21 protein-coding genes and 1 pseudogene are annotated in these 22,457 nt (G+C 71.4%); 8 read left to right on the forward strand and 14 right to left on the reverse strand.

Going from position 1 to position 22,457, the window contains the following annotated elements; translation table 11 throughout:
* Positions 1–8: 8 nt before the first annotated feature.
* Both ADL15_RS22575 and ADL15_RS22580 read right to left on the reverse strand, forming a co-directional pair.
* On the reverse strand, positions 9–1,403 hold the full coding sequence (locus tag ADL15_RS22575) for an AMP-binding protein (protein WP_067694569.1): 1,395 nt from the start codon (positions 1,401–1,403) through the stop codon (positions 9–11).
* Between the two features lie 42 nt (positions 1,404–1,445).
* A complete protein-coding gene (locus ADL15_RS22580; protein ID WP_067694572.1) occupies positions 1,446–1,934 on the reverse strand; it encodes a hypothetical protein in 489 nt (162 codons plus the stop codon).
* A gap of 162 nt (positions 1,935–2,096) precedes the next feature.
* Between ADL15_RS22580 and ADL15_RS22585 the strand changes: the two are divergent.
* Together ADL15_RS22585 and prfH are read left to right on the forward strand one after the other, a co-directional pair.
* Positions 2,097–3,215, forward strand: a pseudogene (locus ADL15_RS22585) (RNA ligase RtcB family protein); the annotation flags it as partial.
* Positions 3,216–3,334: 119 nt separating this feature from the next.
* Positions 3,335–3,943 carry a peptide chain release factor H gene (gene prfH, locus ADL15_RS22590; protein WP_067694576.1) on the forward strand — a complete coding sequence of 203 codons (609 nt, stop codon included), beginning with the start codon at positions 3,335–3,337 and terminating at the stop codon, positions 3,941–3,943.
* Positions 3,944–3,991: 48 nt separating this feature from the next.
* Here prfH and ADL15_RS22595 read toward each other — a convergent pair whose 3' ends face one another.
* The 5 genes from ADL15_RS22595 to ADL15_RS22610 form a co-directional block, all read right to left on the reverse strand.
* Entirely contained in the window at positions 3,992–4,669 is a 678-nt protein-coding gene (locus tag ADL15_RS22595) for a hypothetical protein (RefSeq protein WP_067694580.1), read from the reverse strand.
* Positions 4,670–5,313: 644 nt separating this feature from the next.
* Entirely contained in the window at positions 5,314–5,970 is a 657-nt protein-coding gene (locus ADL15_RS22600) for a hypothetical protein (RefSeq protein ID WP_067694583.1), read from the reverse strand.
* A 35-nt stretch (positions 5,971–6,005) separates the two neighbouring features.
* Positions 6,006–6,152 (reverse strand): hypothetical protein, encoded by a 147-nt coding sequence (locus tag ADL15_RS53170; protein ID WP_157441539.1) that lies wholly within the window; start codon positions 6,150–6,152, stop codon positions 6,006–6,008.
* A 144-nt stretch (positions 6,153–6,296) separates the two neighbouring features.
* Complete coding sequence (locus ADL15_RS22605) at positions 6,297–7,526, reverse strand: alpha/beta hydrolase family protein (protein ID WP_067694586.1); 1,230 nt, start codon at positions 7,524–7,526, stop codon at positions 6,297–6,299.
* Between the two features lie 71 nt (positions 7,527–7,597).
* Complete coding sequence (locus tag ADL15_RS22610; RefSeq protein WP_067694589.1) at positions 7,598–8,491, reverse strand: LysR family transcriptional regulator; 894 nt, start codon at positions 8,489–8,491, stop codon at positions 7,598–7,600.
* Positions 8,492–8,573: 82 nt separating this feature from the next.
* Between ADL15_RS22610 and ADL15_RS22615 the strand changes: the two genes are divergently transcribed.
* A complete protein-coding gene (locus ADL15_RS22615; protein ID WP_067694592.1) occupies positions 8,574–9,785 on the forward strand; it encodes an MFS transporter in 1,212 nt (403 codons plus the stop codon).
* Between the two features lie 109 nt (positions 9,786–9,894).
* Complete coding sequence (locus tag ADL15_RS22620; protein ID WP_067694595.1) at positions 9,895–10,638, forward strand: SDR family oxidoreductase; 744 nt, start codon at positions 9,895–9,897, stop codon at positions 10,636–10,638.
* Here the strand turns inward: ADL15_RS22620 and ADL15_RS22625 are convergent.
* From ADL15_RS22625 to ADL15_RS22640, 4 genes are all read right to left on the reverse strand, one after another.
* Positions 10,635–11,108, reverse strand: a complete 474-nt coding sequence (locus tag ADL15_RS22625) for a hypothetical protein (RefSeq protein WP_157441540.1) — start codon at positions 11,106–11,108, stop codon at positions 10,635–10,637. The genes ADL15_RS22620 and ADL15_RS22625 overlap by 4 nt on opposite strands.
* Positions 11,105–12,073: an NADP-dependent oxidoreductase gene (locus ADL15_RS22630; protein ID WP_067694601.1), complete on the reverse strand. Its 969-nt coding sequence runs from the start codon at positions 12,071–12,073 to the stop codon at positions 11,105–11,107. The genes ADL15_RS22625 and ADL15_RS22630 overlap by 4 nt, the downstream gene beginning before the upstream one ends.
* 42 nt (positions 12,074–12,115) lie before the next feature.
* On the reverse strand, positions 12,116–12,556 hold the full coding sequence (locus ADL15_RS22635; RefSeq protein WP_083971600.1) for an RICIN domain-containing protein: 441 nt from the start codon (positions 12,554–12,556) through the stop codon (positions 12,116–12,118).
* Positions 12,557–12,719: 163 nt separating this feature from the next.
* Positions 12,720–13,577: a hypothetical protein gene (locus ADL15_RS22640; protein WP_232344284.1), complete on the reverse strand. Its 858-nt coding sequence runs from the start codon at positions 13,575–13,577 to the stop codon at positions 12,720–12,722.
* A gap of 250 nt (positions 13,578–13,827) precedes the next feature.
* Here ADL15_RS22640 and ADL15_RS22645 point away from each other — a divergent pair, with 250 nt between their 5' ends.
* Positions 13,828–14,487 carry a nucleotidyltransferase family protein gene (locus ADL15_RS22645; RefSeq protein WP_067694610.1) on the forward strand — a complete coding sequence of 220 codons (660 nt, stop codon included), beginning with the start codon at positions 13,828–13,830 and terminating at the stop codon, positions 14,485–14,487.
* Between the two features lie 53 nt (positions 14,488–14,540).
* Here ADL15_RS22645 and ADL15_RS22650 read toward each other — a convergent pair whose 3' ends face one another.
* A complete protein-coding gene (locus ADL15_RS22650; RefSeq protein WP_067694613.1) occupies positions 14,541–15,434 on the reverse strand; it encodes a DMT family transporter in 894 nt (297 codons plus the stop codon).
* Between the two features lie 62 nt (positions 15,435–15,496).
* Positions 15,497–17,521, reverse strand: coding sequence for a bifunctional polysaccharide deacetylase/glycosyltransferase family 2 protein (locus ADL15_RS22655; RefSeq protein WP_232344285.1), 2,025 nt, complete (start codon positions 17,519–17,521; stop codon positions 15,497–15,499).
* Between the two features lie 256 nt (positions 17,522–17,777).
* Here ADL15_RS22655 and ADL15_RS22660 point away from each other — a divergent pair, with 256 nt between their 5' ends.
* The gene (locus ADL15_RS22660; protein ID WP_067694619.1) at positions 17,778–18,317 is read left to right on the forward strand and encodes a GNAT family N-acetyltransferase; all 540 of its coding nucleotides are present in this window, start codon (positions 17,778–17,780) and stop codon (positions 18,315–18,317) included.
* A gap of 41 nt (positions 18,318–18,358) precedes the next feature.
* Here ADL15_RS22660 and ADL15_RS22665 read toward each other — a convergent pair whose 3' ends face one another.
* Positions 18,359–19,879, reverse strand: coding sequence for a hypothetical protein (locus ADL15_RS22665; protein ID WP_067694621.1), 1,521 nt, complete (start codon positions 19,877–19,879; stop codon positions 18,359–18,361).
* Positions 19,880–20,324: 445 nt separating this feature from the next.
* Between ADL15_RS22665 and cmk the strand changes: the two genes are divergently transcribed.
* Together cmk and der are read left to right on the forward strand one after the other, a co-directional pair.
* Positions 20,325–21,020, forward strand: a complete 696-nt coding sequence (gene cmk / locus ADL15_RS22670; protein WP_067694624.1) for a (d)CMP kinase — start codon at positions 20,325–20,327, stop codon at positions 21,018–21,020.
* A 44-nt stretch (positions 21,021–21,064) separates the two neighbouring features.
* Entirely contained in the window at positions 21,065–22,456 is a 1,392-nt protein-coding gene (gene der / locus ADL15_RS22675; protein WP_232344291.1) for a ribosome biogenesis GTPase Der, read from the forward strand.
* The last annotated feature ends 1 nt before the right edge of the window (position 22,457 follow it).

The raw sequence follows: 22,457 nt of genomic DNA on the forward strand, positions 1-22,457 counted from the left end.
GCCAAACGCTAACCGGCGGTGAGCAGCTTTTTCTGGACCTTGCCCATGGCGTTGCGTGGCAGGCGGGGCACGAGGTGCACCAGACGGGGACGTTTGTGCGCGGCCAGCCGTTCGGCCACGAACGCGATCAGCTCCTCGGCGGTGACCGGGTCGGCCACCACGAACGCGGTGACCTGCTCACCGAGATCCATGTGCGGGGTGCCGATCACGGCCGCTTCGTGCACCGCGGGGTGCAGCAGCAGCGCGTCCTCGACCTCGCCGGCGCCGATCCGGTACCCGCCACTCTTGATCAGGTCGGTGGAGGCGCGGCCGACGATCCGGTGCCAGCCGTCCGGGCCGATGGTCGCCACGTCGCCGGTCGGGTACCAGCCGTCGACCAGCTCAGGCGGGCGCACCTCGCCGTCGCGCAGGTATCCGGAGAGCAGCGTGGGGCCGCAGACCTGCAGGTTGCCGATGCTCACCCCGTCGTCGGGCAGCGGGTCGCCGATGTCGTCGACGATCCGGGTGTGCAGACCGTCCAGGGGCAGGCCGACCTGACCGGCGCGGCGGTCACCGTCGGCACGGGCGCTGACCGTGATCAGGGTTTCGGTCATCCCGTAGCGCTCGACCGGTGACTGGCCGGTCAGCTCGGCGATCGCGTCGAAGACCGGTACCGGCAAGGGTGCGCTGCCGGAGACGAGCAGCCGGGCCGGCGCCAGTGCGCGGGCTTCGGCGGGGGCAGCGGCGATCCGGGACCAGACCGTGGGCACGCCGAAGTACATGCTGCCGGCAGTCCCCGCGTACGCCGAAGGGGTGGGTTTGATGGTGTGCACCAGCCGCGAACCGAGCCGCAGCGGACCGAGCACCCCCAGCACCAGGCCGTGCACGTGGTAGAGCGGCAGGCCGTGCACGAGCGTGTCGTCCGGGGTCCAGAGCCAGGCCGCGGCGAGCGCGTCCAGGTCGGCGGCGAGCGCGGCGCGGGAGAGCACCACGCCTTTCGGTGCGCCGGTGGTGCCGCTGGTGTAGAGGACCAGACCGGGCCGCTCGGGGCCGGGGTCCGGCGGCACACTGCCGGGCCGCACTCCGCTGATTTTCATGATGGGTACGCCGTGATCGCGATACGGCGCGGGATCGTCGGTGAGGACCAGCTCGGCGCGGGAGTCGTCGAGGATGTGCGCCCGTTCCAGCGCGCCCGCGTCCGGCGGGATCGGGACGAGCGGGACCCCGGCCAGCAGTGCGGCGGTCACCGCCACGATCGTCGGCAACCCGGGTGCGGCGTGCACCGCGACGATCCGCCGCCCGGCTATCTCGGCGGCCAGCCCGCAGGCCCAGCCGAGCAGTTCGTGGCGGCCTATCCGCCGGTCCGGGGTGACGACGAAGTCGGCCAGGTCGGCGTCCTGAAGCAGCGCTGCGAGCAACGGCATGTGTGGATCATGCCAGGGATTGCTGAGCGCGACCTGAATCGATCACCCCGGGAGTGTGGCGCGCAGCCGCCGGATCGTGCGCACCAGCTCGTCGCGGTTCTTGGCCGCCTTCATCCACAACGGCAGCGCCTCGATGAGTGTCCACTCGCCACAGCTCGCCCACTGACCGCGCTCGCGCAGCTCAGCCCCGATGAAACGGTCCAGCAGGTCCAGATGCGCGACGTTGTACGCCCACAGCGAGTGCCCGCCGCAGCAGCCGGCCCGCAGCCACACCGGCCGGTGGAAGTACGGGTCGTAAGGGCCGCGCGCCCCTGGTATCGACCAGCTGTTGCCGCCGGGCAGGGTGGGTGCGGTCCAGGACGTGTTGTGGCCGCAGCCGGTGCAGGTCAGCCGGCGGGTCCTGCCGTTCTCGGAATCCGGCGCCTTGGTGACCGTGGCGAGACCTTCGCAGGCCGGGCAGCGCACCAGGATCTCCGCGGTGAATGGCCACAGCCCGTAGCCGGGGTCGGTGAACCTGGTGGCGTTTTCCATGGGATCGATTCTGACCCATGGGCGCTAAATCGGTTGCCGATTATCGGGGCCGTCCGGCAGGCTTCCGGGCATGACGAATTACTGATGTCTCCACCCCGGGTCCTGTTTCTCTCTGTCGGCGATGGCTTGTGCCCGCCGCCGGTTCACCCTGGAGCATTCGTTTTGTCTTCTCAGTCCACCTCCGCGACTGTGTCCGTTTTTGCCTCCCCCTCCAGCTGGATCGAGTCCAGCGCGCTCGACCAGTGCCACCAGGTCGCCGCGCTGCCCGGCATGCGGCACGTCGCCGGCATGCCCGACCTGCACCCCGGCAAGGGCGCACCGATCGGCGCGGCGATGACCTCGTCCGTGCTGTACCCGTTCCTGGTCGGCTCGGACATCGGCTGCGGCATCGCGGTCTTCCCTTTCCGTCTCAAGCGCGCGGTACCGGAGAAGATCGCCGCCCGCTTCCCCGATCTGGACGTCCCGCTGGACCCGGCTGCGCTGGACGTCGATATCCCTGCTGGTTACACCGACAGCCTCGGCACCGTTGGCCGCGGCAACCACTTCGTGGAGTTGGCGCGGGTCGCGACCGTTTTCGATTCCACGCACGCGGAGCGGCTCGGGCTCGGCGCCGGTGACCTCGTGCTGATCGTGCACAGCGGCTCGCGCGGTCTCGGCGAGCAGATCCTGCGCGCGCACACCGAAGTGCACGGCGCGGGGCCGGCCGCCGACCCGGCGGCGTACCTGGCCGCGCACGACGAGGCGGTCCGCTGGGGCTCGCTCAACCGGCGGCTGATGGCCGCCCGGGTCGCCGACGCGCTGGGCGCTCCTGCCGAGGCGCCGATCGTCGACGAGTGCCACAACTCGGTGGAGATCCGGGACGGTTTCTACCTGCACCGCAAGGGCGCCGCGAACGGCGACGGGCGGGACGTGCTGATCGCCGGCACCCGCGGCACGCCGTCGTTCCTGGTGGCCGGGCACGCCGGTTCGGACGCCGGATTCTCGGTCGCGCACGGGGCCGGACGCAAGATGTCCCGGTCCGACGCCCTGCGGCGCGGCAAGGCCAAACACACGGTCGAGGAGCTTCGTCGTACGCCGGTGGGGTCGCTGGTCGTCTGCGGGGACCGTCAGCTGCTGTTCGAGGAGGCGCCGACGGCGTACAAACGGATCGAGCAGGTGGTCGGTGACCTGGTCGACCACGGCCTGGCGACCCGGGTGGCCAGCACGGTCCCGCTGGTCACGTACAAAACGGCCGACCTCGCCCCGCGCGGCCCTGCGTCGCGCGGCCTCGCCCCGCGCGGCCCTGCGTCGCGCGGTCTTGCGTCGCCCGACCTCGCGTCGCGTGATCTTGCGCCGCGTGATCTTGCGTCGCGTGATCTCGCCCCGCGTGACCTCGCGTCGCGGGATCGGAAGCGTCGGCGATGAGCGTGCATCTGCTGATGTCGGCCGGTCGGGGGCCGCAGGAGTGCTCGTGGGCGCTCGCCCAGCTGGCGAAGCGGCTGGAGGCGGACGCCCGCGGTCGCTCGGTGACGGTCGAGCGGGTGGAGACCGTCGCGGGGGAGCGGCCCGGCACGTTCCGTTCCGTGCTGGTGCGAATCACCGGTGACGAGGCGGAGGCGTTCGCCGCGTCCTGGACCGGGACGCTGTGCTGGCAGGCGCCGAGCCCGTATCGGACCGGGCCGGGGCGCAAGAACTGGTATGTGACGGCACAGCCCTGCTCGTTCGGTGCACCGCGGACCACGTTCGCCGAGTCCGACGTGGAGGTGGTGGCGGTGCGGACCGGTGGCCCGGGCGGCCAGCACCGCAACAAGGCGAGCACCGCGGTCCGGGCCACGCATCGCCCGTCCGGCCTGGTGGTGGTGGTCGACACCGAGCGCCAGCTGACCCTGAACCGCAGCCTGGCCATGCAGCTGCTCCGCCGCAAACTGGAAGCCGGCGACGCGGCGGCCGGCCAGGAGACGGTCACCGCCCGCTGGCGAATCCACGACGACCTGATCCGCGGCGACCCCGCCCGCGTGTTCCGGCCATGACCCGCCCCCCGGCCGGTCCGCAGATCGTGACCTGCGGCCGACCGGCGTTCAGACCGTGAGTGGCTGGTCGTCGCGGTCCTGGACCTCGGCGTCGAGCCCGGCGGCGACCAGCAGCATGCAGCGCAGGGTGGGCTCGTCCAGGACGTCGATCTCGAGCAGGTCCTCGTCGAACCAGAACGGCACCGGCTCGCCGGACGGGTGACCGGTCCAGATCGCGATCGGCGGACAGGGGATCGGGCGCGGCCCGGAAGGCAACCGCGCCCCGATCTCGCTCCGCACCTCGAAGCCGTCCAACCCGGCCGCGAACGCCAGCCACTCCGCCTCGACGATCGGCGCGAAGTCGTTGCGCCCGGCCGCCGCGCAACCCCGGGTTATCCAAGCCGCGCCCTCGCCGGGCTCGTCGTCCTCGGCGGGATCCCGGGTCTCGATCTCCTGCCCGTTCCAGGAGTAGATCTCGCCCTCGTCCCCGGTGACCCAGGCGTCCAGCTCCGCGCCGATCGCCACCATTCGCCGGATCAGGTGATCCGGCGGGTGCTTGGCCTCCAGCGCGTTCTCCCAGAAGTGCAGCACGCGGTCGGTCCCGGCCACCGTGATCGCCTGACGGTCGTCGGTGAATCCCAGATCCGGCGACCGCTGGACCAGGGCTTCCACCTCGGCAGCCGAGATCGGATAACGCAGCGAGTGACTGTGACTCACCGACCGGCAGATGTGCAGTTCATAACCCACCAAGCCGTTCTACCACCGCCCGCCACGCAGACCACCGTCCGCTCCCGTCTCCCTCCCCCGGCTGGTCCCCAGGGGTGTCTCACCACGCCGGACACACCCCTGGCAGCCAGCCCCCACCCGCGAGCTGGCTGCCAGAGGTGCTTCCGCCCCCGTGAGACACCCCCAGAAGCCAGCCGCCGGTAGCCGGCTGGCCGGTCGGGCCCGTCCCTGCCCTCGTGACACACCGCTGGGAGCCAGCCGCCGTAAGCCAGCTGGCCATCGGGGGTGCCTCCAGCCCCGTCAGGCCTCTGGAAGCCAGCCGCCGTTCGGTGGCTGGTCGTCAGGGGTGTGTCCGGGCCTTCGAAGCACCGCTGGGAGCCAGCCGCCGGTGGCTGGCTGGTCGTCAGGGGTGCCTCCGCCCCCGTGAGGCACCCCCAGGAGCCAGCCGCCGGTGGTCAGCTGGTCGTCAGCCGCCGAGCCTGTAGGCAGCCGCCGGCGCCGGGCTGGTTGTCAGGGGTGTGTCCGGTGTGGTGAGACACCGCTGGGAGCCAGCCGGCCTGGCGGGAGGCGTGTGGCGGCGGTGAGTGGGGGCGGTGTTGCGCGGCCTCACGGGCGGGCTTGGCCTGCGGGCAGGCGCCAAACGGGTTGACCAGGAGTGACAGCGGTCAGGGGGTGAGGTCGTGGTCCCAGTCGTTGACGGCGCGGGCGTTCAGGTGGGTGGCCAGGTCGCGCATGCGGCGGATGATCGGCGGGTCCGGGCGGTGGACCTGGATGTCGGGGTCGTCGTAGAAGAACGGGATCGGCTGGCCGGACGGGTGGGCGGTCCAGCAGGGCACCGGTGGGCAGGGGATCTGTTTCGGGCCGGACGGCAGCCGAGCCGTGATCGTGGTCATCAGCGTGAAGTCGGGCTGCTCGGCGACCAGGCGCAGCCACTCCTGTTCGGTGATGCCGGGTTGGCCGGGGCGCCGGGTGAGACGGCCTGACGGCCCGAACCGCTCGTCCGGGGTCGCCTCCCGCGTGATGATCTCGCCGTCGTGGAGTTCGTAGAGTTCGCCGTAGTCGCCGGTGACCCACGCGTCGAGGAGACCGGCCATCTCCACCATCCGGCGCGTGAGGTGATCGGACGGGTTCTTGGCGTAGATCAGGCCGCCGGAATACAACATCCAGAGCGTGTCGCTGTCGTCGGGCACGATGACCGTGCTGTTCGGCATGGAGAGCCACGGGGTCCGGCTGACCAGGAGCCGGACCTCCTCGATGGCGATCGGGTACCGCTCCGCGTACGGATCGAAGATCGCCCGACTGATGTGCAGGTCGTAACCCATGCGTGCCCCCACCCCGAATCCGGAATGGACTCACATTACGGGGCGGCGCTGGTCGCCGGGGGTGTGCGCGGGGTGGACACGGCGTTCTGGACGTCGCCGAGCAGGGCGGTGGTGGCGAGCAGCAGGACGAACGCCCACCGGCGCCGGGTCGCGGCGGGGCAGGACGGATTGCGGGGGTGCATGAACTTCTTCCTCAGAACTAGCGGGATCTCCGTTTTCAGCTATCACGCTAGTTCTGTCCGTATTGAGATGTCTAGTGGCTAAAGGTGCCGATAGGGCTGTCCACCCGAGAGATCTAATCCCTCCGGTGGACAGCCGGTAGTCCGTCAGCGTGAGCCGGCCAGCTCGGTGAACCAACGGGTGATCCGGGGCACGGCCAGCAGCTCCGACCCTTCGTGGACCATGCCGCTGTACGACGTGTCCACCCCCACGTCCACCACCGGAACCTGGACGCCGTGCGTGGCGAAGGAGTCCCGGCAGGCCGTCGTGTTGGCGTTCACGGCCTGCTCGTCGCCGGGGCTGAAGTACAGCCGAGCCGGCACGCCCGGCCGCCACTCGCAGACGCTGTCCGCCTCGCGCAGCGCGGCCGCGAACCGGGGCGTCGGGTGGAACAGCAGCTCCCGCCCCCGCTCGGTGAGCAGGTCACCGACCGTCGCCGGCGCGCCCTCGAGCACCTCCACGCCGGGGTGGCTGGCATCGAGCAGGTCACCGATCCCGACGTAGTCCTTCTGGAACACGTCCGCCGGGTCGCGGTAGATGTCGTGCAGCCGGTCGTACGACGTCAGCAAATACGCCATGTAGATCGACGCCAACCTCGGCTGCACCTCGGGGGTGAACACGGCCGGGATCTCGGCGCGGCGGATCGCATACGCCCCGCTGATCGGAGCGACCGCGGCCGGCCGGAACCACGGGTCGGCACCCCCCTGCAGTGCCCGGGCCAGGCCGAGCGCCGCCGACGCCCCTTGCGAGAACCCCGAGGCGTAGACGTCCCGGTCCAGCGTGCGCCCCTGCCGGGCGGCGAACGTGCGCGCGGCCCGGAGCAGGTCGAGCGACGCGCTGGTCTCGCTCGGCACGTCCATCCACGGGTGCGGCCCGGTGCCGGCGCCGAGGCCCAGGTAGTCGGGGGCGACCGCGGCGAAACCGGCGGAGCCGAAGGTGATCGCGGGACCGGTCAGGAACGTGTCCTCGCCGAGTGACGGGGCATCGCCGCGGTAGACCGAGGTGCCGTGGGCGAACGAGACCGTGGACAGCCGGCGGTCGCCGTTGATCGGGAGCACGAGCAGGCCGCTGGCGGTGGTGGGTTTTCCGCGCGTGTCGACGGTGCGGTAGATCAGCTGGTGGAGGGTGACGCCGTAGCGGTCGGTGGCCGGATCGAACCTGCCGTCCGCCAGCAGCGTGTCGACCTCGCCCGGGGTGGCATACGTCGCCAGCGGGTTTTCCGCAACGAGTGAGCCTCGGGTGGGTGCGGGTGGTGCGGCGATGGCTGGCCCGCCGATGGCCGCTGCCGCGACGGCGGTGAGCAGGCCCGCCGCGATGATTCGTCGAAGTGTCCGCATGGGAGAAACGCTAGGCACCCCAGAGGTCAACTTCGATCCTGCCAGCCTCAGAACCCAAGGTAGTGCCAGTGCTACCCCCGGACCTGAAAGACCGCCAGCACGAGATCGATCAGCGCGCGGGTAGCCGCACCCACCGCCCGATCCGCCGGGATCGCCAGCGACAGCGGCCAGCTCAGGTCCGCCCCGGTCACCGACAGCACCGCCACCCCGGTCGCCTCGGCCAGCAGGAACCCGGGAAGCAACGCGATCCCCAGCCCGTGCTCCGCATAGGCCACCCCGGTCCCGATGTCACTGATCTCGATCGTCACCCGCCGCCGCACCCCTGCCGCCGCGAACGCCCGATCCGCCACCCCGCGGTTCCCGAACCCCACCGGCGAGTCGATGAAGTCCAGCCCTTCCAGCTCGGAGATCGGCACCGTCCCCCGCCCGGCGAGCGGATGATCCGCCGGCACCACCAGGTCGAGCTGCGCCCGGGCCAGGTCGATCAGCCGGACGCCGGGCGGCGGCGGGCCGGGCAGCGCCACGAACGCCAGGTCCAGCCGGTGCTCGGTGAGCGCCGCGACCAGCCCGGCCGACCCGGACGGCGCCGCGCTGGTCCGCAGCAGCACGCCGGGGTGGCGCCGGTGGTATTCGCCGAGCAGCGCGGGCAGGTCGAGCAACCGGATCGAGGTGAGCACGCCGAGCCGCAGCGTGCCGCGCAGGCCGCCGCGCACCTCGTCGACCGCGTCCCGGGCGTCGCGGGCCGCGTCCAGCGCGATCCGGGCCCGGGGCAGCAGAGCGGCGCCGGCGTCGGTGAGCAGCACCCGCTTGGCGTTGCGGTCCAGCAGCTGGGCGCCGAGCTCGCGTTCCAGGGTCTTGATCGCGGCGGAGACCGCGGACTGGACGACGTGCAGGCGTGCGGCGGCCCGGGAGAAGTGCTGTTCCTCGGCGACGGCGACGAAGTACTCGAGTTGGCGTAGCTCCACGCCCGCAAGTATCACCGATGCTGATGATTGTGAGCTGATTCTTTCGTTGGACGTGATGCTTGCTGGTGCGGATGCTCAAGGCATGACACTTCTGGCCTCCGCTCCGCGTCTCACCGCGACACCTGTGAAGACCCGGCACGGCGCCGGGTTCTGGATGATCGCCGCGGCGTTCCTGATCGCGATGGCGTTCTCCACCGTCCCGACACCGCTCTACCCGCTCTACGTGGCCCGGGACGGCTTCTCCACGTTCACCGTCACCGTCGTCTTCGCCGTCTATGCCGTCGGCGTCGTGATCAGCCTGCTGCTCGCCGGGCACGTCTCGGACTGGGTCGGCCGCAAGAAGATCCTGATCCCGGCGCTCGGCCTGGAGCTCGCCGCGGCGGCGCTCTTCCTGGCCGGCACCACGCTGCCGGTGCTGCTAGCCGCCCGGTTCCTGACCGGCCTCGGCGTCGGCATGATCACCGCGACGGCCACCGCGTACCTGCACGAACTGCACGCGGCGCATCGGCCGGGGGCGTCGCGTCAGCGCTTCGAGGTGGTCTCGACCGCGGCGAACACGGGCGGTCTCGGTGCCGGATCGCTGGTCGCCGGCCTGCTCGCTTCGTTTGTGCACACCCCGTTGCGTACGCCGTACGTGGTCTTCGCGGTCCTGCTCGTGGTGGCCATGGTCGCGGTCGCGCTCACTCCGGAGACGGTGCTGGAGCGCCCGGTCAAGCCGGCCTACCGCCCGCAGCGGATCACCGCGGAGCGCGCCGTCGCCGGTTACCTCGCCGCCGGGTTCGCCGCGTTCGCGGTGTTCGGCCTGTTCACCTCGGTCGCCCCCGGTTTCGTGGCCGGCACCCTGCACCACCCGTCCCGCGCGCTGGCCGGTGGCCTGGTCTTCGCGGTCTTCGGCGCGGCCGCCGTGGCACAGGCGCTGACCGGCCGGCTCACCGCGAGCGCCAAGCTCACCCTGGGCCTGGTCGGACAGGGCGCCGGCGTGCTGATCCTGCTCGCCGGGATGTACCTGACCAGCCTGCCGGTCTTCGTGGCCGGTGGCGTGATCGCCGGGATCGGCGCGGGCACCCTGTTCAAGACCGCGGTCGGCACCGTCACCGCGCTGGCCGCCCCGGAACGCCGTGGCGAGTCCCTGGCCGGGCTGTTCCTGATCGGCTACCTCGGCCTGACCGCCCCGGTGATCGGTCTCGGACTCGCGACGCAGGCGTTCACCGCGCTCGCCGCGATGACCGGCTTCGTGGTGCTGATGCTGGCCCTGCTGGGCGGGGTGGTGGTGTTGACCCGACGGGCAGCCTGATAAGCGGATAGGAGCGGCCCGTGTGAAATCGCGGGCCGCTTTTCCGTGTGTGAATGCGAAGTCCGATCGCCGCCAGACCGCCGCCATTGTCGACGGCAGGATCGTCGGCATGGGAAACACGATCGAGGGCAAGGTCGCATTCGTCAGTGGGGGCAGCCGGGGAATCGGCGCCGCCATCGCATGGCGCCTCGCCGCAGAAGGCGCCGACGTGGCGCTGACCTTTCACCAGAACAAAACGCACGCCGACGACATCGTCGAGCGCATCCACCAGACCGGCCGCCGCGCCATCGCCGTGCAGGCCGACAGCGCCGACCCGGACGCGCTCGTCGCCGCGCTGACCCGCACGGTCGCCGAGCTCGGCCGGCTGGACATCCTGGTCAACAACGCCGCGGCCTTCAATACCGGCCTGATCGAGCAGGTCAGCCCGGACGACTTCGAGCAGATGGTCGCGGTCAACGTGCGCGGACCGTTCGTCGCCGCGCAGGCCGCGGTCCGGCACATGACGACCGGCGGCCGGATCATCAACATCGGCAGCAACATGACCGAGCGGGTGCCGTTCCCCGGCTTCTCGCTCTACGCGCTGAGCAAGACCGCGCTGATCGGCCTGACCACGGCCCTGGGCAGGGAACTCGGCCCGCGCGCGATCACCGTGAACCTGGTCAACCCGGGTCCCACGAACACCGACATGAACCCCTCCGACGGCCCGATGGCCGAGACGATCAAGGGGTTCACCGCGCTCGGCCACTACGCGGACCCGGCCGATGTGGCGGCGGCCGTGGCCTACCTGGCCGGCCCGGACGGCCGCTACGTCACCGGCGCCACGCTCAACGTCGACGGCGGTTTCGCCGCCTAGTCCCCGGCGGTGTCCGCGGCCTGCCGGTGCAGGAAGACCAGGAATTCGCGCAGGTCAGCGGCCACCTCGGTGACGTGGTCGGCGTCGTGGACACCGTCGTGCAGACCACCCTCGACCAGGTGCAGCACCGGCTGGCCGGCGTCCGGCAGCGCGAACATCCCGCCACCGCCGTCGGTGCCGAACACCACGATGCGCCGGCCGTCGCTCAACGCCTCCGGAAAACCGTCGAGCGACGGCCGGTGAACCCAATACCCGACATGCACATCCGGAAGGCTCACCTCCCCGACGACGGAATAAAAAATCGACAGATCTTCCGGTACGCCCGGCCATTCCTCATCGGCAGCCGGCCCGCTTATCCGGTGCTCCCCGGGCGCGAATCCGTACCGTTCCTGGAACCCGCCGTTGATCCGCTCGGCAAGCGCCCGCATATCGTCCCGCCACCGCCGCACCCACGCGCTGTCCAGGCTCATTCCTCGCACCTGATGACCCGTTTGCCGAGGGTGTGCCGCCCGGCCAGGTCGGTGTAGGCGCGGACGCCGTCGGTGAGCGGATAACTCGCGGCGAGGTACGGCCGCAGCCGCCCGGCCACGGCGTCGGCGGCCACCTCGGCCATCCCGCCCAGGGACGCGTCCTTGTCCAGCACCACCTGACAGGAGATGTCGTCGCGGCCGATCCATTCCGGTCGGGGAACCGGGAACGTCACGGTGTAGAGCCGCCCGCCCGGTCGGAGCGCACCCGCGATCGGCCCCAGCTCCGTGCCCGGCACGGCGAAGTTGACCGCCACGTCGGCCCCGGCGGGATAGTCCCCGTACCCGATCACCTCGGCCGCGCCCAGTTCCCGCAGCACCGCCTCGTCGTCCGGCGCGCCGGTGGCGATGACCTTGGCGCCGGCCGCGGCGAGCAGTGGGATCAGCGCGGTGCCCATCCCCCCGCTGGCGCCCACCACCAGCACCGTCTCCCCGGCCGCGACCCCCGCGGTGATCGACACGGCGCGAGCGGTCAGGCCGCTGGTGGCCAGCGCGGCCGCGTCGGCGGCGGGCAGGGTCGCGGGCCGGTGCGCGAGGAACGGCGTGCCGGCCTCGACCACGACGTATTCCGCGAGCGTGCCGGTGCCCAGCGCGGGCCGATCGGTGGCGGCCAGCGGGCGCATGACCCGGGGCACGGCATGCCCGAACACCTCGTCGCCGACGGCAAAACCGGTCACGCCGTCGCCCACCTCGGTGACCGTCCCGGCGAAGTCGTTGCCGAGCACGTGCGGGAACGTCAGCTCGATCATGGAACGCAGGTCGCCGCGGGGCAGTGCCAGGTCGCCCGGATTGAGCGCGGCCGCCGCGACCCGGATCTGCACCTGGCCGTCACCGGGCCGCGGGATCGGCAGGTCGGCGACGGTGAACGTCGCGGGCGGGCCGTAGTCGGTGGCTACCAGTGCCTTCATGGCACGCGACGGTAGGGAGCGCCGGATCGGACGGTCAACCGATTAAGAGGTGGAGCGCCACTTCTGGTTGCGCTGCCAGGTGCAGTCGCGCAGGCGCACCGTCCCGTACCCCAGAGAATTTATGTTTTCCTCGGTCAGGCACGCGCCGGAGGCCTCGCTGCGCAGCACCGTCACGAACGACCATTCCTGGGCCGGATCACCGCCGTCGCACGCCGCCACCCGCATCACCGCACGCTCCGCGCGGACGCAGTTCTCCCCGTTGTAGAACGTGCCGGCGCTGGCCTGGAACCAGGTCTGCCCGGGGGTGTCGCCGCCGCAGGGCCGGGTGCTGACGACCGTGCCGATCGTCCCGCCGGTCAGGCACCGCGCGCTGTCCGCCCGGGTGACGATCCAGCCCTGGTGCAGCGGCGGCGGTGCCGGGATCGGCGCGGCCGCCACCATGCCGGTGGTCGCGGTGGCGAGAAGGCGGGTGATTCGACGCATAGGTTGTGACTGTAGGAATGCGGTACCGGTCGCCGCAGCAGAATCGCCGGGACCGCGGTGGGTCGCGGCCCATGCCGCGACGCACCCAAAGGCGGGGCATCGGTTCACCCCGCCTTTGGTACGAAGGACAGCCGACCGGTCGCCCCGGCCCGCCTGCCTCCGGTTACTTCTTGTGGGCGGCAGGCGCCGCGCTCTCCTGTCCGGCCTCGTCGGCCGCGCCCTGCTCGTCCTGACCGGCCGCGTCGTCACCGGCGGCGGCGTCGTCGCCGGCCGCGCCCTGCTCGCCCGCGTTCTGGTCCTCGGCGGCGCCCTGGTCGTCAGCGGCGCCGGCACCGGCCGCCACCACGGCCTTCGCGTCGGCGAGGGCCAGGCACGCCTGCAGCAGGGTGGCCTGTGCCGAGGTCACCGCGGCTGCCGCGGCGTCGTTCGCCGCCGCACCCTGGTCGCCCGCGTTCTGGTCCTCGGCAGCACCCTGCTCGCCGGCAGCGCCCTGCTCCTCCGCGGCACCGGCCGCGTCGTCGGCGGCAGCCTCGGACGGCTCGGCGGCGGCGCCCTTGTCCGCGGCCTTGCCGGCCTTGCCCTTCAGCGACTTCACGTACTTCTTCGCCAGCTTCTTGTTCGCGGCCTTGTTCTCCGCCGCGCTCTGCTCGGCGGCAGCCCCGGCCTGTTCGCCGGCGGCCGCGGCGGCGTCCAGCGCGAACTGGTCGCACGACGCCTCCAGGGCCTGCGCCGAGGCGACCGCCGCCTGGCCCGCGTCCTGTTCCGCCGCGACCGGCTTCAGCTCCTCGCCGTCGCAGACCACACTGCCCGCGTTCACCTGCAGGTCCTGGCATTGAGAGACGTCGAACTGCTGACCGTCCACGCTCACCAGGTTGGCTGCCTTGGGCTGGGTGCTCGCGTTCGCGAGCTGAACCCCGGCCACTCCGGTGGCCACCAGCACCCCCGCGACCACTACCGCGCCGATCGTCTTCCGCCGGTTCCCCGGGTTGCCCTGGTTGCGTCGGTACGTGCGCGACCTCATGATCACTCCTCGTCGTTGGCCGTCGATGTTCACCGGTTGGGGGGCCATACGGGGCCTGCGGCGTGGGCGGTTCAACGCGGTTTCGCCGGCGGCCCTCCCGGAGCCCCTCGAAGCGGTCACAAAAGCGCAGGTCAGAGGCGTGTTCCGCAACCGCTGAAAAAATTTGCCGGATTCGAGCGAACGGGTGGTGGCGATACGCCGGATTCCGTCCGCGGCGACCGGAACCGGTCACTCCGGCATGATCACGGGTATGGAACCGGTGGATGTCGCCCGTGAACTCGTCGCTGATCGCTTCCCGGACGCCGCGTGGGCGCTGCTGACCGGCAGTGTGGTCGGACCGCACCGGACCGCCGGTTCCGATCTGGACATCGTGGTGATGGACGAGTCCGATCCGGGGCATCGGGAGAGCCTGCGCTACCGGGGCTGGCCGGTGGAGTTGTTCGTGCACACCCGGGAACGGCTCGACGGTTTCCTGGAGCGGGAGAAGGCCCAGCGCAAGCCGAGCGCGCACCGGATGCTGGCGCACGGCGTGGTCCTGTTCGGCGACCCGGGCGACCTGCCGGCCCGGTGTGCGCGGGTGCTCGCCGAGGGCCCGGGCCGGTTGACCGGCGCCCAGCACGACTGGCTGCGCTACAGCCTGACCGACGGCCTGGACGACCTCCAGCACGCGACCGACCCGGGTGAACGCACCGTGATCGCCGCTGGACTGTGGACCGGCACCGGCGAGGCGGTGCTGTCGCTGGCCGGCCGGTGGGTCAGCTCCGGCAAGTGGCTGCTGCGTGAGCTGCGCGAACACGACCCGGAGTTCGCCGAGCGCTGGCTCGCGGCGCGGGACGACCCGGCCGCGCTCGCCGTCGAGGTGCTGGCGAGCGCGGGCGGCCCGCTGTTCGAGGGGTACCGGGCGGACTAGCCGTGATCATGTCCGGTAGGTGCGGGTGGCTGACGGCCGCGGCCTGACCGTGCTCAGCGGCGGCGGCTGAGCGCCACCCCGACCAGGGCGATCGCCCCGCCGGCCAGGGCCAGGGGATGGGGAGTTTCGGACAGCAGCGGCCACGCCATCAGGATGGTCAGCGGCGGCACCAGGTAGGTGGTGACGCCCAGGCGCCCGGCGTTCATCCGGGTCAGCGCGTACGCCCAGGTGCCGAACGCCACAGCGGTCGGCACCACGCCGAGATAGACCACCCCGGCGATCGAGCCGGCCGGCGCGTCGCGCAGGTCGTCGATCAGCCCGCCGGTGAACGGCAGCGTCGTGATCATGCCAACCGTGCAGGCCATCTGGGTCACCTGCAGCGCGGGCAGCCGGCGCAGCGCGGGTTTTTGCAGGGTGACACCGATCGCCCAGGCGGCGGCCGAGAGCAGGCAGAGCGCGACGCCGAGCGGGTCGGCGGCGGTGTCGCCGTGCCCGGCGAAGCCGATCAGCAGCACGCCGCAGAACGCCACGCCGATGCCGATCAGCAGGCTGCGCGGGAAGCCCTCGCCGAGGAACGCGCCCGCCAGCAGAGCGATCAAAATCGGACCGACGTTGACGAGCATGGCCGAGGTGCCGGCGTCCAGGCGCTGCTCGGCGGCGTTCAGCGCCACGTTGTAGAAGCCGAACCAGACGATCCCGCAGCCGATCACCAGAGCCCACTCGCGCCCGGTCGGTTTCACCCAGCTGCGGGTGGCGAGCAGGGCGAGGGTGAGCGCGATCGTCCCGGTGGCGAGGCGGCCGAGCGCGAGCGGGCCGGCGTCGAAGTGGGCGTGCACGGCGCGGATCGCGACGAACGCGGAGGCCCAGGCGGTGATGGTGATCAGGACCGCGACGAGCACGGTGACGGGCGGGCGGACGCGGGTGTCGGACACGGCGGGGACGGACATGGGGTCACCGTAGAGCCGGAACAGTTCGGCCGTCGCCGCAGTATCGCGACGCCGGCCGGGGATCACCGGGCGCGGGCGCCGAGCAGGGCGCTCAGGCCGCCGGCCCGCTGCAGTTTCTGCCAGCCGAGGCGGATGCCACCGAGCGCCGCGAGGGTCGACTGGATCAGCACCAGATACATCAGCTGGCGATAGACGAACTGCTGGAGCGGCACCCGCCAGATCGGCCGCAGCGATTCCGCGTCGAGCCGGAACGCATAGACCGTGCTGAGCACCTGGACGGCCAGCACGGTGAACCAGGCGAGCACCGTTTCGGCCGGATTAAGGAACAGCAGACCGTAAATCAGGAAAACGTCGATGAGGGGCGACAACAACGGCATCAGGGTCTGGAACAACGCGAGATTGAGCAATCCCCGCCGTCCGAAACTGCCCTTCTCCACCACCGCCCGGCGGTGCTTCCACATCGCCTGCATGGTGCCGTAACTCCACCGGTAGCGCTGCCGCCACAACTGCCCGACGGTGGCCGGCGCCTCGGTCCAGGCCCGCGCCCGCTCCTCGTAGACCACCCGCCAGCCGGCCCGGACGATCGCCATGGTCAGGTCGGTGTCCTCGGCCAGGGTGTCGTCGCTGAGCCCGTCGACCTGCCGCAACGCCTCGGTCCGGAACGCGCCGACGGCACCCGGGACGGTCGCCATGCAGCCCATCACGTCCTGCGCGCGCCGGTCGACGCTGAAGCCGACCACGTACTCGATGTGCTGCCAGAGCGCGATCATCCCGGTCCGGTTGGCGATCTTCGCGTTGCCGGCGACCGCCCCGATCGCGGGGTCGGCGAACGGCTGGACCAGCAGGCGTACGGTGTCCGGCTCGAACACCGTGTCGCCGTCCATCATCACCACGACGTCGGTGTCCGCGGCCGCGATGCCGGCGTTCAGGGCGGCCGGCTTGCCACTGTTCGGCTGGCGGAGCACGGTCACGCCGGGCAGCCCGAGGGCCTCGGCGATCTCGGCGGTGCCGTCCGTGGACCCGTCGTCGACCACGATGATCCGTACCGGATGGGTGCTCGCCACCAGCGAACCGAGAGTGTCGGCGATGCATTCCTTCTCGTTGTAGGCCGGCACGATCACCGTGACCGGCTCGGTGAACGCCGGCCCCCAGCGGTGCCCGGAACGGCCGCGGCGGGCGTGCCGCCGGCCCAGGACCAGCATGAACAGCAGCCGCGCCACGGTCAGCACCCCGAAGATCAGCAGCAGCCCGGAGAACCACGCCGACACGTGCGTGGCGATCTGCACCGCGCTGACCAGGCCGAGCCCGAGCGCCTGCTCACCAGCTGTCGCGTCCGGGTTGACCGTCGCCATCCCGGAGACCGCGGCCACCGTGGTGAACGTGTACCCCTCGGCGAGCAACGCCGGGATCACCTCGCGCAGCGCGTCGGCGGTCAGCGACCGGTCCCCGCCGCCGTCGTGGAAGAGCAGCACCGCCCCCGCGCCGTCGTCCGGAGTCACCGCCTCGACGATGTCGTCGACGGTGACGTCCTGTTCCCAGTCCCGGCTGTCCAGGTCGTTGACCACGGTGAGGTAGCCCTGCTCACCCATGTCCTGCATGACGGCCCAGCTGTCGTCGTCCAGCGCGGCCACCGTCGACGAGTACGGCGGCCGGAAGATCACGCTGGTCACCCCCGCCGCGCCGGCCAGCGCGAGCTGGGTCTCGCGCATCTCGACGGTGCGCCGCCACTCGCTCGCCCCGGACAGCTCGGGGTGGGTGTAGGTGTGGATGCCGATCTCGTTGCCCGCCTCGGCGACCTGTCTGACCAGGTCCGGGTACTCGCTGATCTGTGAACCGATCATGAAGAACGTGCCGGTGACGCCGTACTCGGCGAGCACCTCGAGGATCTCCGGGGTGTACTCCGGGTCGGGCCCGTCGTCGAAGGTGAGCACGATCTGCTTGTCCGGCACCGACACGCTGGTGGTCGTGGTCCCGTCGGTCGCGATGATCGGCCCGCCGGTGAGCGCCTCGGCCGGCACCTGCGAGGTCTGCGTGGTGGCCGCGGTCGCCCCGTCCTGGGTGAATTCACCCTGAACGAGTCCGTTCACCAGAAGAATGCTCGCGAACAAACTGATGAGCACGGCGAAAACGATCCATCGTGGACGCGGCCGGTGAATTCTCCTCGGTTCCTTCGGCACAGTTTCCCTTTCGTTTCCGGAACGGCCCGGAATCCCTGGGTCAGGAACCTAGAAATGCAATCTTGGCGGGCCCTGTGCGCGACCCGGCCCGCTTCTGTGCGAAAAAGTGACAGTGCGTATCCGTGGCGATTACCGAAATGGTGCCGGAATTCTGGGACCATGCGGCATGACTGTCCTTCGCACGGTGGCCACCGCCGATCTCACATCGAGCGATCGTGCCCGTCTGCGCGCCCTGCTCGACGACGCCTTCGCCGGCAACTTCGACGACCACGACTGGGAGCACACCCTCGGCGGGTTGCACATCCTGATCTCTGTGGACGGCACCCTGATCGCGCACGGCGCGGTGGTGCAGCGCCGCTTCCTGCACCAGGGCCGCTCCTGGCGGTGCGGCTACGTCGAAGCGGTCGCCGTGCACCCGGCCCACCGGCGCCGCGGCTTCGCCACCGCGGTGATGACCGAGGCCGAACGCATCATCGACCACGGCTACGCCCTCGGCGCCCTGTCAGCGTCCCGGGCCGGCCGCGCGCTCTATCTGACCCGAGGCTGGCACCTGTGGCCAGGCGGCACGGCGGTAGTCGCCCCCACCGGCATCCGCCGCACCGAGGAAGACGACGACAGCACCCTGGTCCGCCCCGTCCCCGACGGCACCCCGCTCAACGAGGCCGCCCTCTTGATCTGCGACTGGCGCGACGGCGACGTCTGGTAGCACCAGCGTCGCTGGCCGGGGCGTTGGGTTCGAGCTGGTTGCTAGGGGTGTCTCGGAGGTGCGGAGGCACCTCTGGGAACCAGCCGGGGGAGCTCGAGGCGGCGGGCCATCTCGGTCACCGGCAGGGCGGGGTTGGCGGCGGCGAAGCCGCGCAGCTCAGGCTCGTCGAGCAGGGCGACGATCCGGGCCACCGGAAGGTGCCGGGACCGGGCCGCGGCCCGGCGGACCTCCTGGTCCGGGTCGGTGAGCAGGTCCTCCAGCAGGGCCGGATCGGCTTGCGGATCGTAGGTGGCGAGCAGGCGCACGGCGGGGGAGTCATGCGTGGCGAACCGGGCCAGCCCGGCCACCGGGAAGTCCGCGTGCCGCAGCATCCGGATGCCGCAGCCGCACCTCCCGGCATGCGGCCGATCCAGGTAGGACTCCAGCATCAGCGCCGGCGGCACGACGGCGGGGTGGAACCGGCCCACCCGCATCCGGACCTCGCGGTCGGTGTCGCCGGCCAGCCCCGCCGCCAGCGCGGCCGGCAGCCGGGAGTCCTCGGCGGCCCGCCGGCGCAGCAGCGGGTTGACCGAGGTCGCCCAGCGGGCGAGCACCTCGCGGGACGGCTTCGGATAGTGCCTGTCGGAGCCCGCGCTGCCCGGGTCGATGTCGATGGCGGACAACTGCTCCTCGGTCAGCACCGGGTGCAGGGAGACCGCGGTCCGGACCGACGGGTCCGGGTCCGCGCCGAGGCGGACCGCTTGGGCCGCGGTCAGCTGCCGGCGGCCCGCGAACGCCCGCCGGACGGCCGGGAGCGGATGGGCGAGCAGAGCCGCGACCGCCTCCGGCGGCAGGTGATCGTTATAGGTCAGCACCGCCAGGTCATCCTCGTCACCCTCGGCGAGCACCCGGGCCAGCAGCTCGGGGGAGAGCGGCGCGGTCAGCACGCTGCCGCGTCGCATCCCGCGGATGCCGTCGAGGTCGGCTGCCGTGCTCGGCCGGGCCCGTTCGGTCAGGATGGCGGCCATCCGGGACCGGACCGTCGCGGACCGGTCCCGGAGCAGGATCTCCCGCAGGTCGGGGTCGACACTGCCGAAGACGCAGGCCGCTGTCCGGAACCGATCGTCCGGGTGCCGGGTGAGCAGGGCCACCAGCCGCCGGTCGCGGGTGGCTTCCTCCATCAGCTCGCCGATCAGTTCCGGGTCGGTGAGCATCCCCCGTTCGCTCCAGCTCAGATACCGCTCCAGGATCCGCGACAACGCGGACTCCGGGCGGGGCAGGTCGCGGACGTTCTGGATCCATTGCCGGACCAGCGGGTCCGGGTCGTCGTGCAGCCGCAGCCGGATCTCCGCGGCGACCGATCGGTTGCCGGCGAGAGCGGCGCGTACCCACGGATCGGGGTGCCCGGCCATCGCGGTGACGGCCGTGGCGGGCAGTGGCTCGCGCTCGGCGAGCCCGTCGGCCGCGGCCCCGCTGTGCTCCGCGATGAGCCGGAGCAACAGAGGGCCGGGCAACGCGGGATTCACCGCGAGGCCCTCCAGCACGGCGTCCGGCTCCGGCAGGGCCGGCCAGTGGCGTTTCATGTGTGACGAACGGCTCCAGGCCTCACCCGCGTGCATCCGGCCCCCTGACGGATCGACGTGAGTGCCAGCGTAAGGCGGCGAAAGTGCTGGTCAAGAGGGCTTTTCGCCCGATCGTCGCGGGTCTGGCGGGTCCGGTAGGCTGGACCTGGCATCCGAAATCCCCCACGGCGGATCTCAGTCGTGGACGGGGGAGGCTCACGTCGTACCCGGGAAAGAACAAGGACCACCGTCGGCCGCAAGCGATGCGGTTGGTTCGGCGCCGCAGGCGCAGCGGTCTCAACCCCGATTTTGTACGGAGTGAAAGCGGCCGTTCTCCGCAGCGTCGCCCGGGTCCGGTCCCGGTGCTGCGTGAGCGTGTCGTGGTGATCACCCGCAGGTCGCGGGGTGCCCCAGGTTCGTCGGGCGCCGCGACGGCGGGCACAATGGGAGGGTTGTTGCCGTGGGGATGTCAGGAGGAACGGTGGCGCTAGAGGTACGGCCGAAGGAGTGCGTCGTCGCAGTCGACGGCCCGTCCGGCTCAGGCAAGTCCACCGTCTCCCGTCGTCTGGCGACCGCGGTCGACGGCGTGTATCTGGACACCGGCGCGATGTACCGCGCGGTGACCTGGGCGGTGCTGCAGGCCGGTGTGGATCTGACCGATCCGGACGCCATCGCGAAGATCGCGCTGGAGACCGAGTTGTCAATCGGCACCGACCCGGCGGCACCGCATTTCGCCGCCAACGGGACGAATGTCGACGAACCCATCCGGGGCGCCGAGGTGACCGGAGCGGTCTCCGCCGTGGCCGCGGTGCCGGCGGTCCGCAAACACCTGGTCGCGCTGCAGCAGGCGATCATCGCGTCGCAGCCGCGGATCATCGTCGAGGGCCGGGACATCGCCTCGGTGGTCGCGCCGGACGCTGATCTGAAGGTTTATCTGACCGCCTCGGCCGCCGCCCGCGCCGCGCGGCGCAGCGCCGAGGACGCCACCGATGTGGCGGCCACCGAAGCGGACCTGGCGCGCCGCGACAAGCTGGACTCCAGCCGTGCTACCGACCCGCTGCGCCAGGCCTCCGACGCCCTCGAGGTGGACACCACCGGAATGGGTATCGACGAGGTCGTGCAGCACCTCCTGAGTCTGCTCGACAGCAAGGTAAGTAAGTGACTGAATTCCCCGCCGGCCTCGACATCAATGATTTCGAGGGCGGGATCGACTACGCCTCTGACTCCTCATCGCCGATCGATGACGAGTCCCATACCGGACCGGTGCCGGTCGTCGCCGTCGTCGGCCGCCCCAACGTCGGCAAGTCGACGCTGGTCAACCGCATCATCGGCCGCCGCCAGGCGGTCGTCGAGGACGTTCCCGGGGTGACCCGGGACCGGGTGCCCTACGACGCGCAGTGGACCGGTCGCCGGTTCACCGTCGTCGACACCGGCGGCTGGGAACCCGACGCCAAGGACCGGGCCGGCGCGATCGCCGCCCAGGCCGAGATCGCGGTGCAGACCGCCGACGTGGTGATCTTCGTCGTGGACGTCACGGTCGGCGCCACCGACGTCGACGAGGCCGCGGTGAAGATGCTGCGGCGCAGCCACAAGCCGGTCATCCTGATCGCCAACAAGGCCGACAACCAGAACCTCGAGCTCGAGGCGGTGTCGCTGTGGTCGCTCGGTCTCGGCGAGCCGCACCCGATCTCGGCGCTGCACGGCCGCGGCTCCGGTGACCTGCTCGACGACATCCTCCGCGCGCTGCCGCCCACCCCGCCGATCATCGAGGGCGCCCCGCGTGGCCCGCGCCGGATCGCGCTGGTCGGCCGGCCCAACGTCGGCAAGTCCAGCCTGCTCAACCGGATGGCCAAGGAGGAGCGCGCGGTCGTCGACTCGGTCGCCGGCACCACCGTCGACCCGGTCGACAGTCTGGTCGAGATGGACGGCGAGATCTGGCAGCTGGTCGACACGGCGGGCCTGCGCAAGCGCGTCCACCAGGCATCCGGCACCGAGTACTACGCTGCCCTGCGTACCGCCGGCGCCGTCGAGGCCGCCGAGGTCGCCGTCGTCCTGCTGGACGCCGGCGACGTGATCAGCGAGCAGGACCAGCGAGTGATCACCCAGGTGATCGAGTCCGGTCGCGCCCTGGTGATCGCCTTCAACAAGTGGGACCTGGTCGACGAGGACCGCCGGTTCTACCTGGACAAAGAGATCGACCGTGACCTCAAACGAGTGACCTGGGCGATCCGCGTCAACATCTCGGCCAAGACGGGCCGCGCGGTCGACAAGCTCGCGCCTGCCGTCCGCCGTGCGCTGGCGGGCTGGGAGCAGCGGGTTCCGACGGGCGCGCTGAACCAGTGGCTGACCGCGTTGACGCAGGGCACGCCGCACCCGGTTCGTGGTGGGCGGGCGCCTCGCGTGCTGTTCGCGACCCAGGCGGGAGCTGCTCCGCCGCGGTTCGTGCTGTTCACGACCGGGCCGTTCGACGCCGGGTACCTGCGGTTCATCGAGCGCAAACTCCGTGAGGAGTTCGGGTTCGAGGGGACGCCGATCGAGATCTCGGTGAAGCCGAGGAAGAAGACCGGGCCGGGGGGTCGCGGGAAAGCGCATGGGTGAG

The sequence above is a fragment of the Actinoplanes awajinensis subsp. mycoplanecinus genome (genome assembly GCF_001509495.1).
GTDB lineage: Bacteria > Actinomycetota > Actinomycetes > Mycobacteriales > Micromonosporaceae > Actinoplanes > Actinoplanes palleronii.

Excerpts from the sequence above, each read along its gene's own strand:
- ADL15_RS22600 (WP_067694583.1), bottom strand. The coding sequence starts at position 5,970 with ATGGGTTACGACCTGCACATCAGTCGGGCGATCTTCGATCCGTACGCG.
- ADL15_RS22660 (WP_067694619.1), top strand. The coding sequence starts at position 17,778 with ATGACTGTCCTTCGCACGGTGGCCACCGCCGATCTCACATCGAGCGAT.
- ADL15_RS22645 (WP_067694610.1), top strand. The coding sequence starts at position 13,828 with ATGGAACCGGTGGATGTCGCCCGTGAACTCGTCGCTGATCGCTTCCCG.
- ADL15_RS22625 (WP_157441540.1), bottom strand. The coding sequence starts at position 11,108 with ATGAGCCTGGACAGCGCGTGGGTGCGGCGGTGGCGGGACGATATGCGG.
- cmk (WP_067694624.1), top strand. The coding sequence starts at position 20,325 with ATGTCAGGAGGAACGGTGGCGCTAGAGGTACGGCCGAAGGAGTGCGTC.
- ADL15_RS22630 (WP_067694601.1), bottom strand. The coding sequence starts at position 12,073 with ATGAAGGCACTGGTAGCCACCGACTACGGCCCGCCCGCGACGTTCACC.
- ADL15_RS22635 (WP_083971600.1), bottom strand. The coding sequence starts at position 12,556 with ATGCGTCGAATCACCCGCCTTCTCGCCACCGCGACCACCGGCATGGTG.
- ADL15_RS22640 (WP_232344284.1), bottom strand. The coding sequence starts at position 13,577 with ATGAGGTCGCGCACGTACCGACGCAACCAGGGCAACCCGGGGAACCGG.
- ADL15_RS22615 (WP_067694592.1), top strand. The coding sequence starts at position 8,574 with ATGACACTTCTGGCCTCCGCTCCGCGTCTCACCGCGACACCTGTGAAG.
- ADL15_RS53170 (WP_157441539.1), bottom strand. The coding sequence starts at position 6,152 with ATGCACCCCCGCAATCCGTCCTGCCCCGCCGCGACCCGGCGCCGGTGG.
- ADL15_RS22575 (WP_067694569.1), bottom strand. The coding sequence starts at position 1,403 with ATGCCGTTGCTCGCAGCGCTGCTTCAGGACGCCGACCTGGCCGACTTC.
- ADL15_RS22650 (WP_067694613.1), bottom strand. The coding sequence starts at position 15,434 with ATGTCCGTCCCCGCCGTGTCCGACACCCGCGTCCGCCCGCCCGTCACC.
- prfH (WP_067694576.1), top strand. The coding sequence starts at position 3,335 with ATGAGCGTGCATCTGCTGATGTCGGCCGGTCGGGGGCCGCAGGAGTGC.
- ADL15_RS22620 (WP_067694595.1), top strand. The coding sequence starts at position 9,895 with ATGGGAAACACGATCGAGGGCAAGGTCGCATTCGTCAGTGGGGGCAGC.
- ADL15_RS22580 (WP_067694572.1), bottom strand. The coding sequence starts at position 1,934 with ATGGAAAACGCCACCAGGTTCACCGACCCCGGCTACGGGCTGTGGCCA.
- ADL15_RS22605 (WP_067694586.1), bottom strand. The coding sequence starts at position 7,526 with ATGCGGACACTTCGACGAATCATCGCGGCGGGCCTGCTCACCGCCGTC.
- ADL15_RS22665 (WP_067694621.1), bottom strand. The coding sequence starts at position 19,879 with ATGAAACGCCACTGGCCGGCCCTGCCGGAGCCGGACGCCGTGCTGGAG.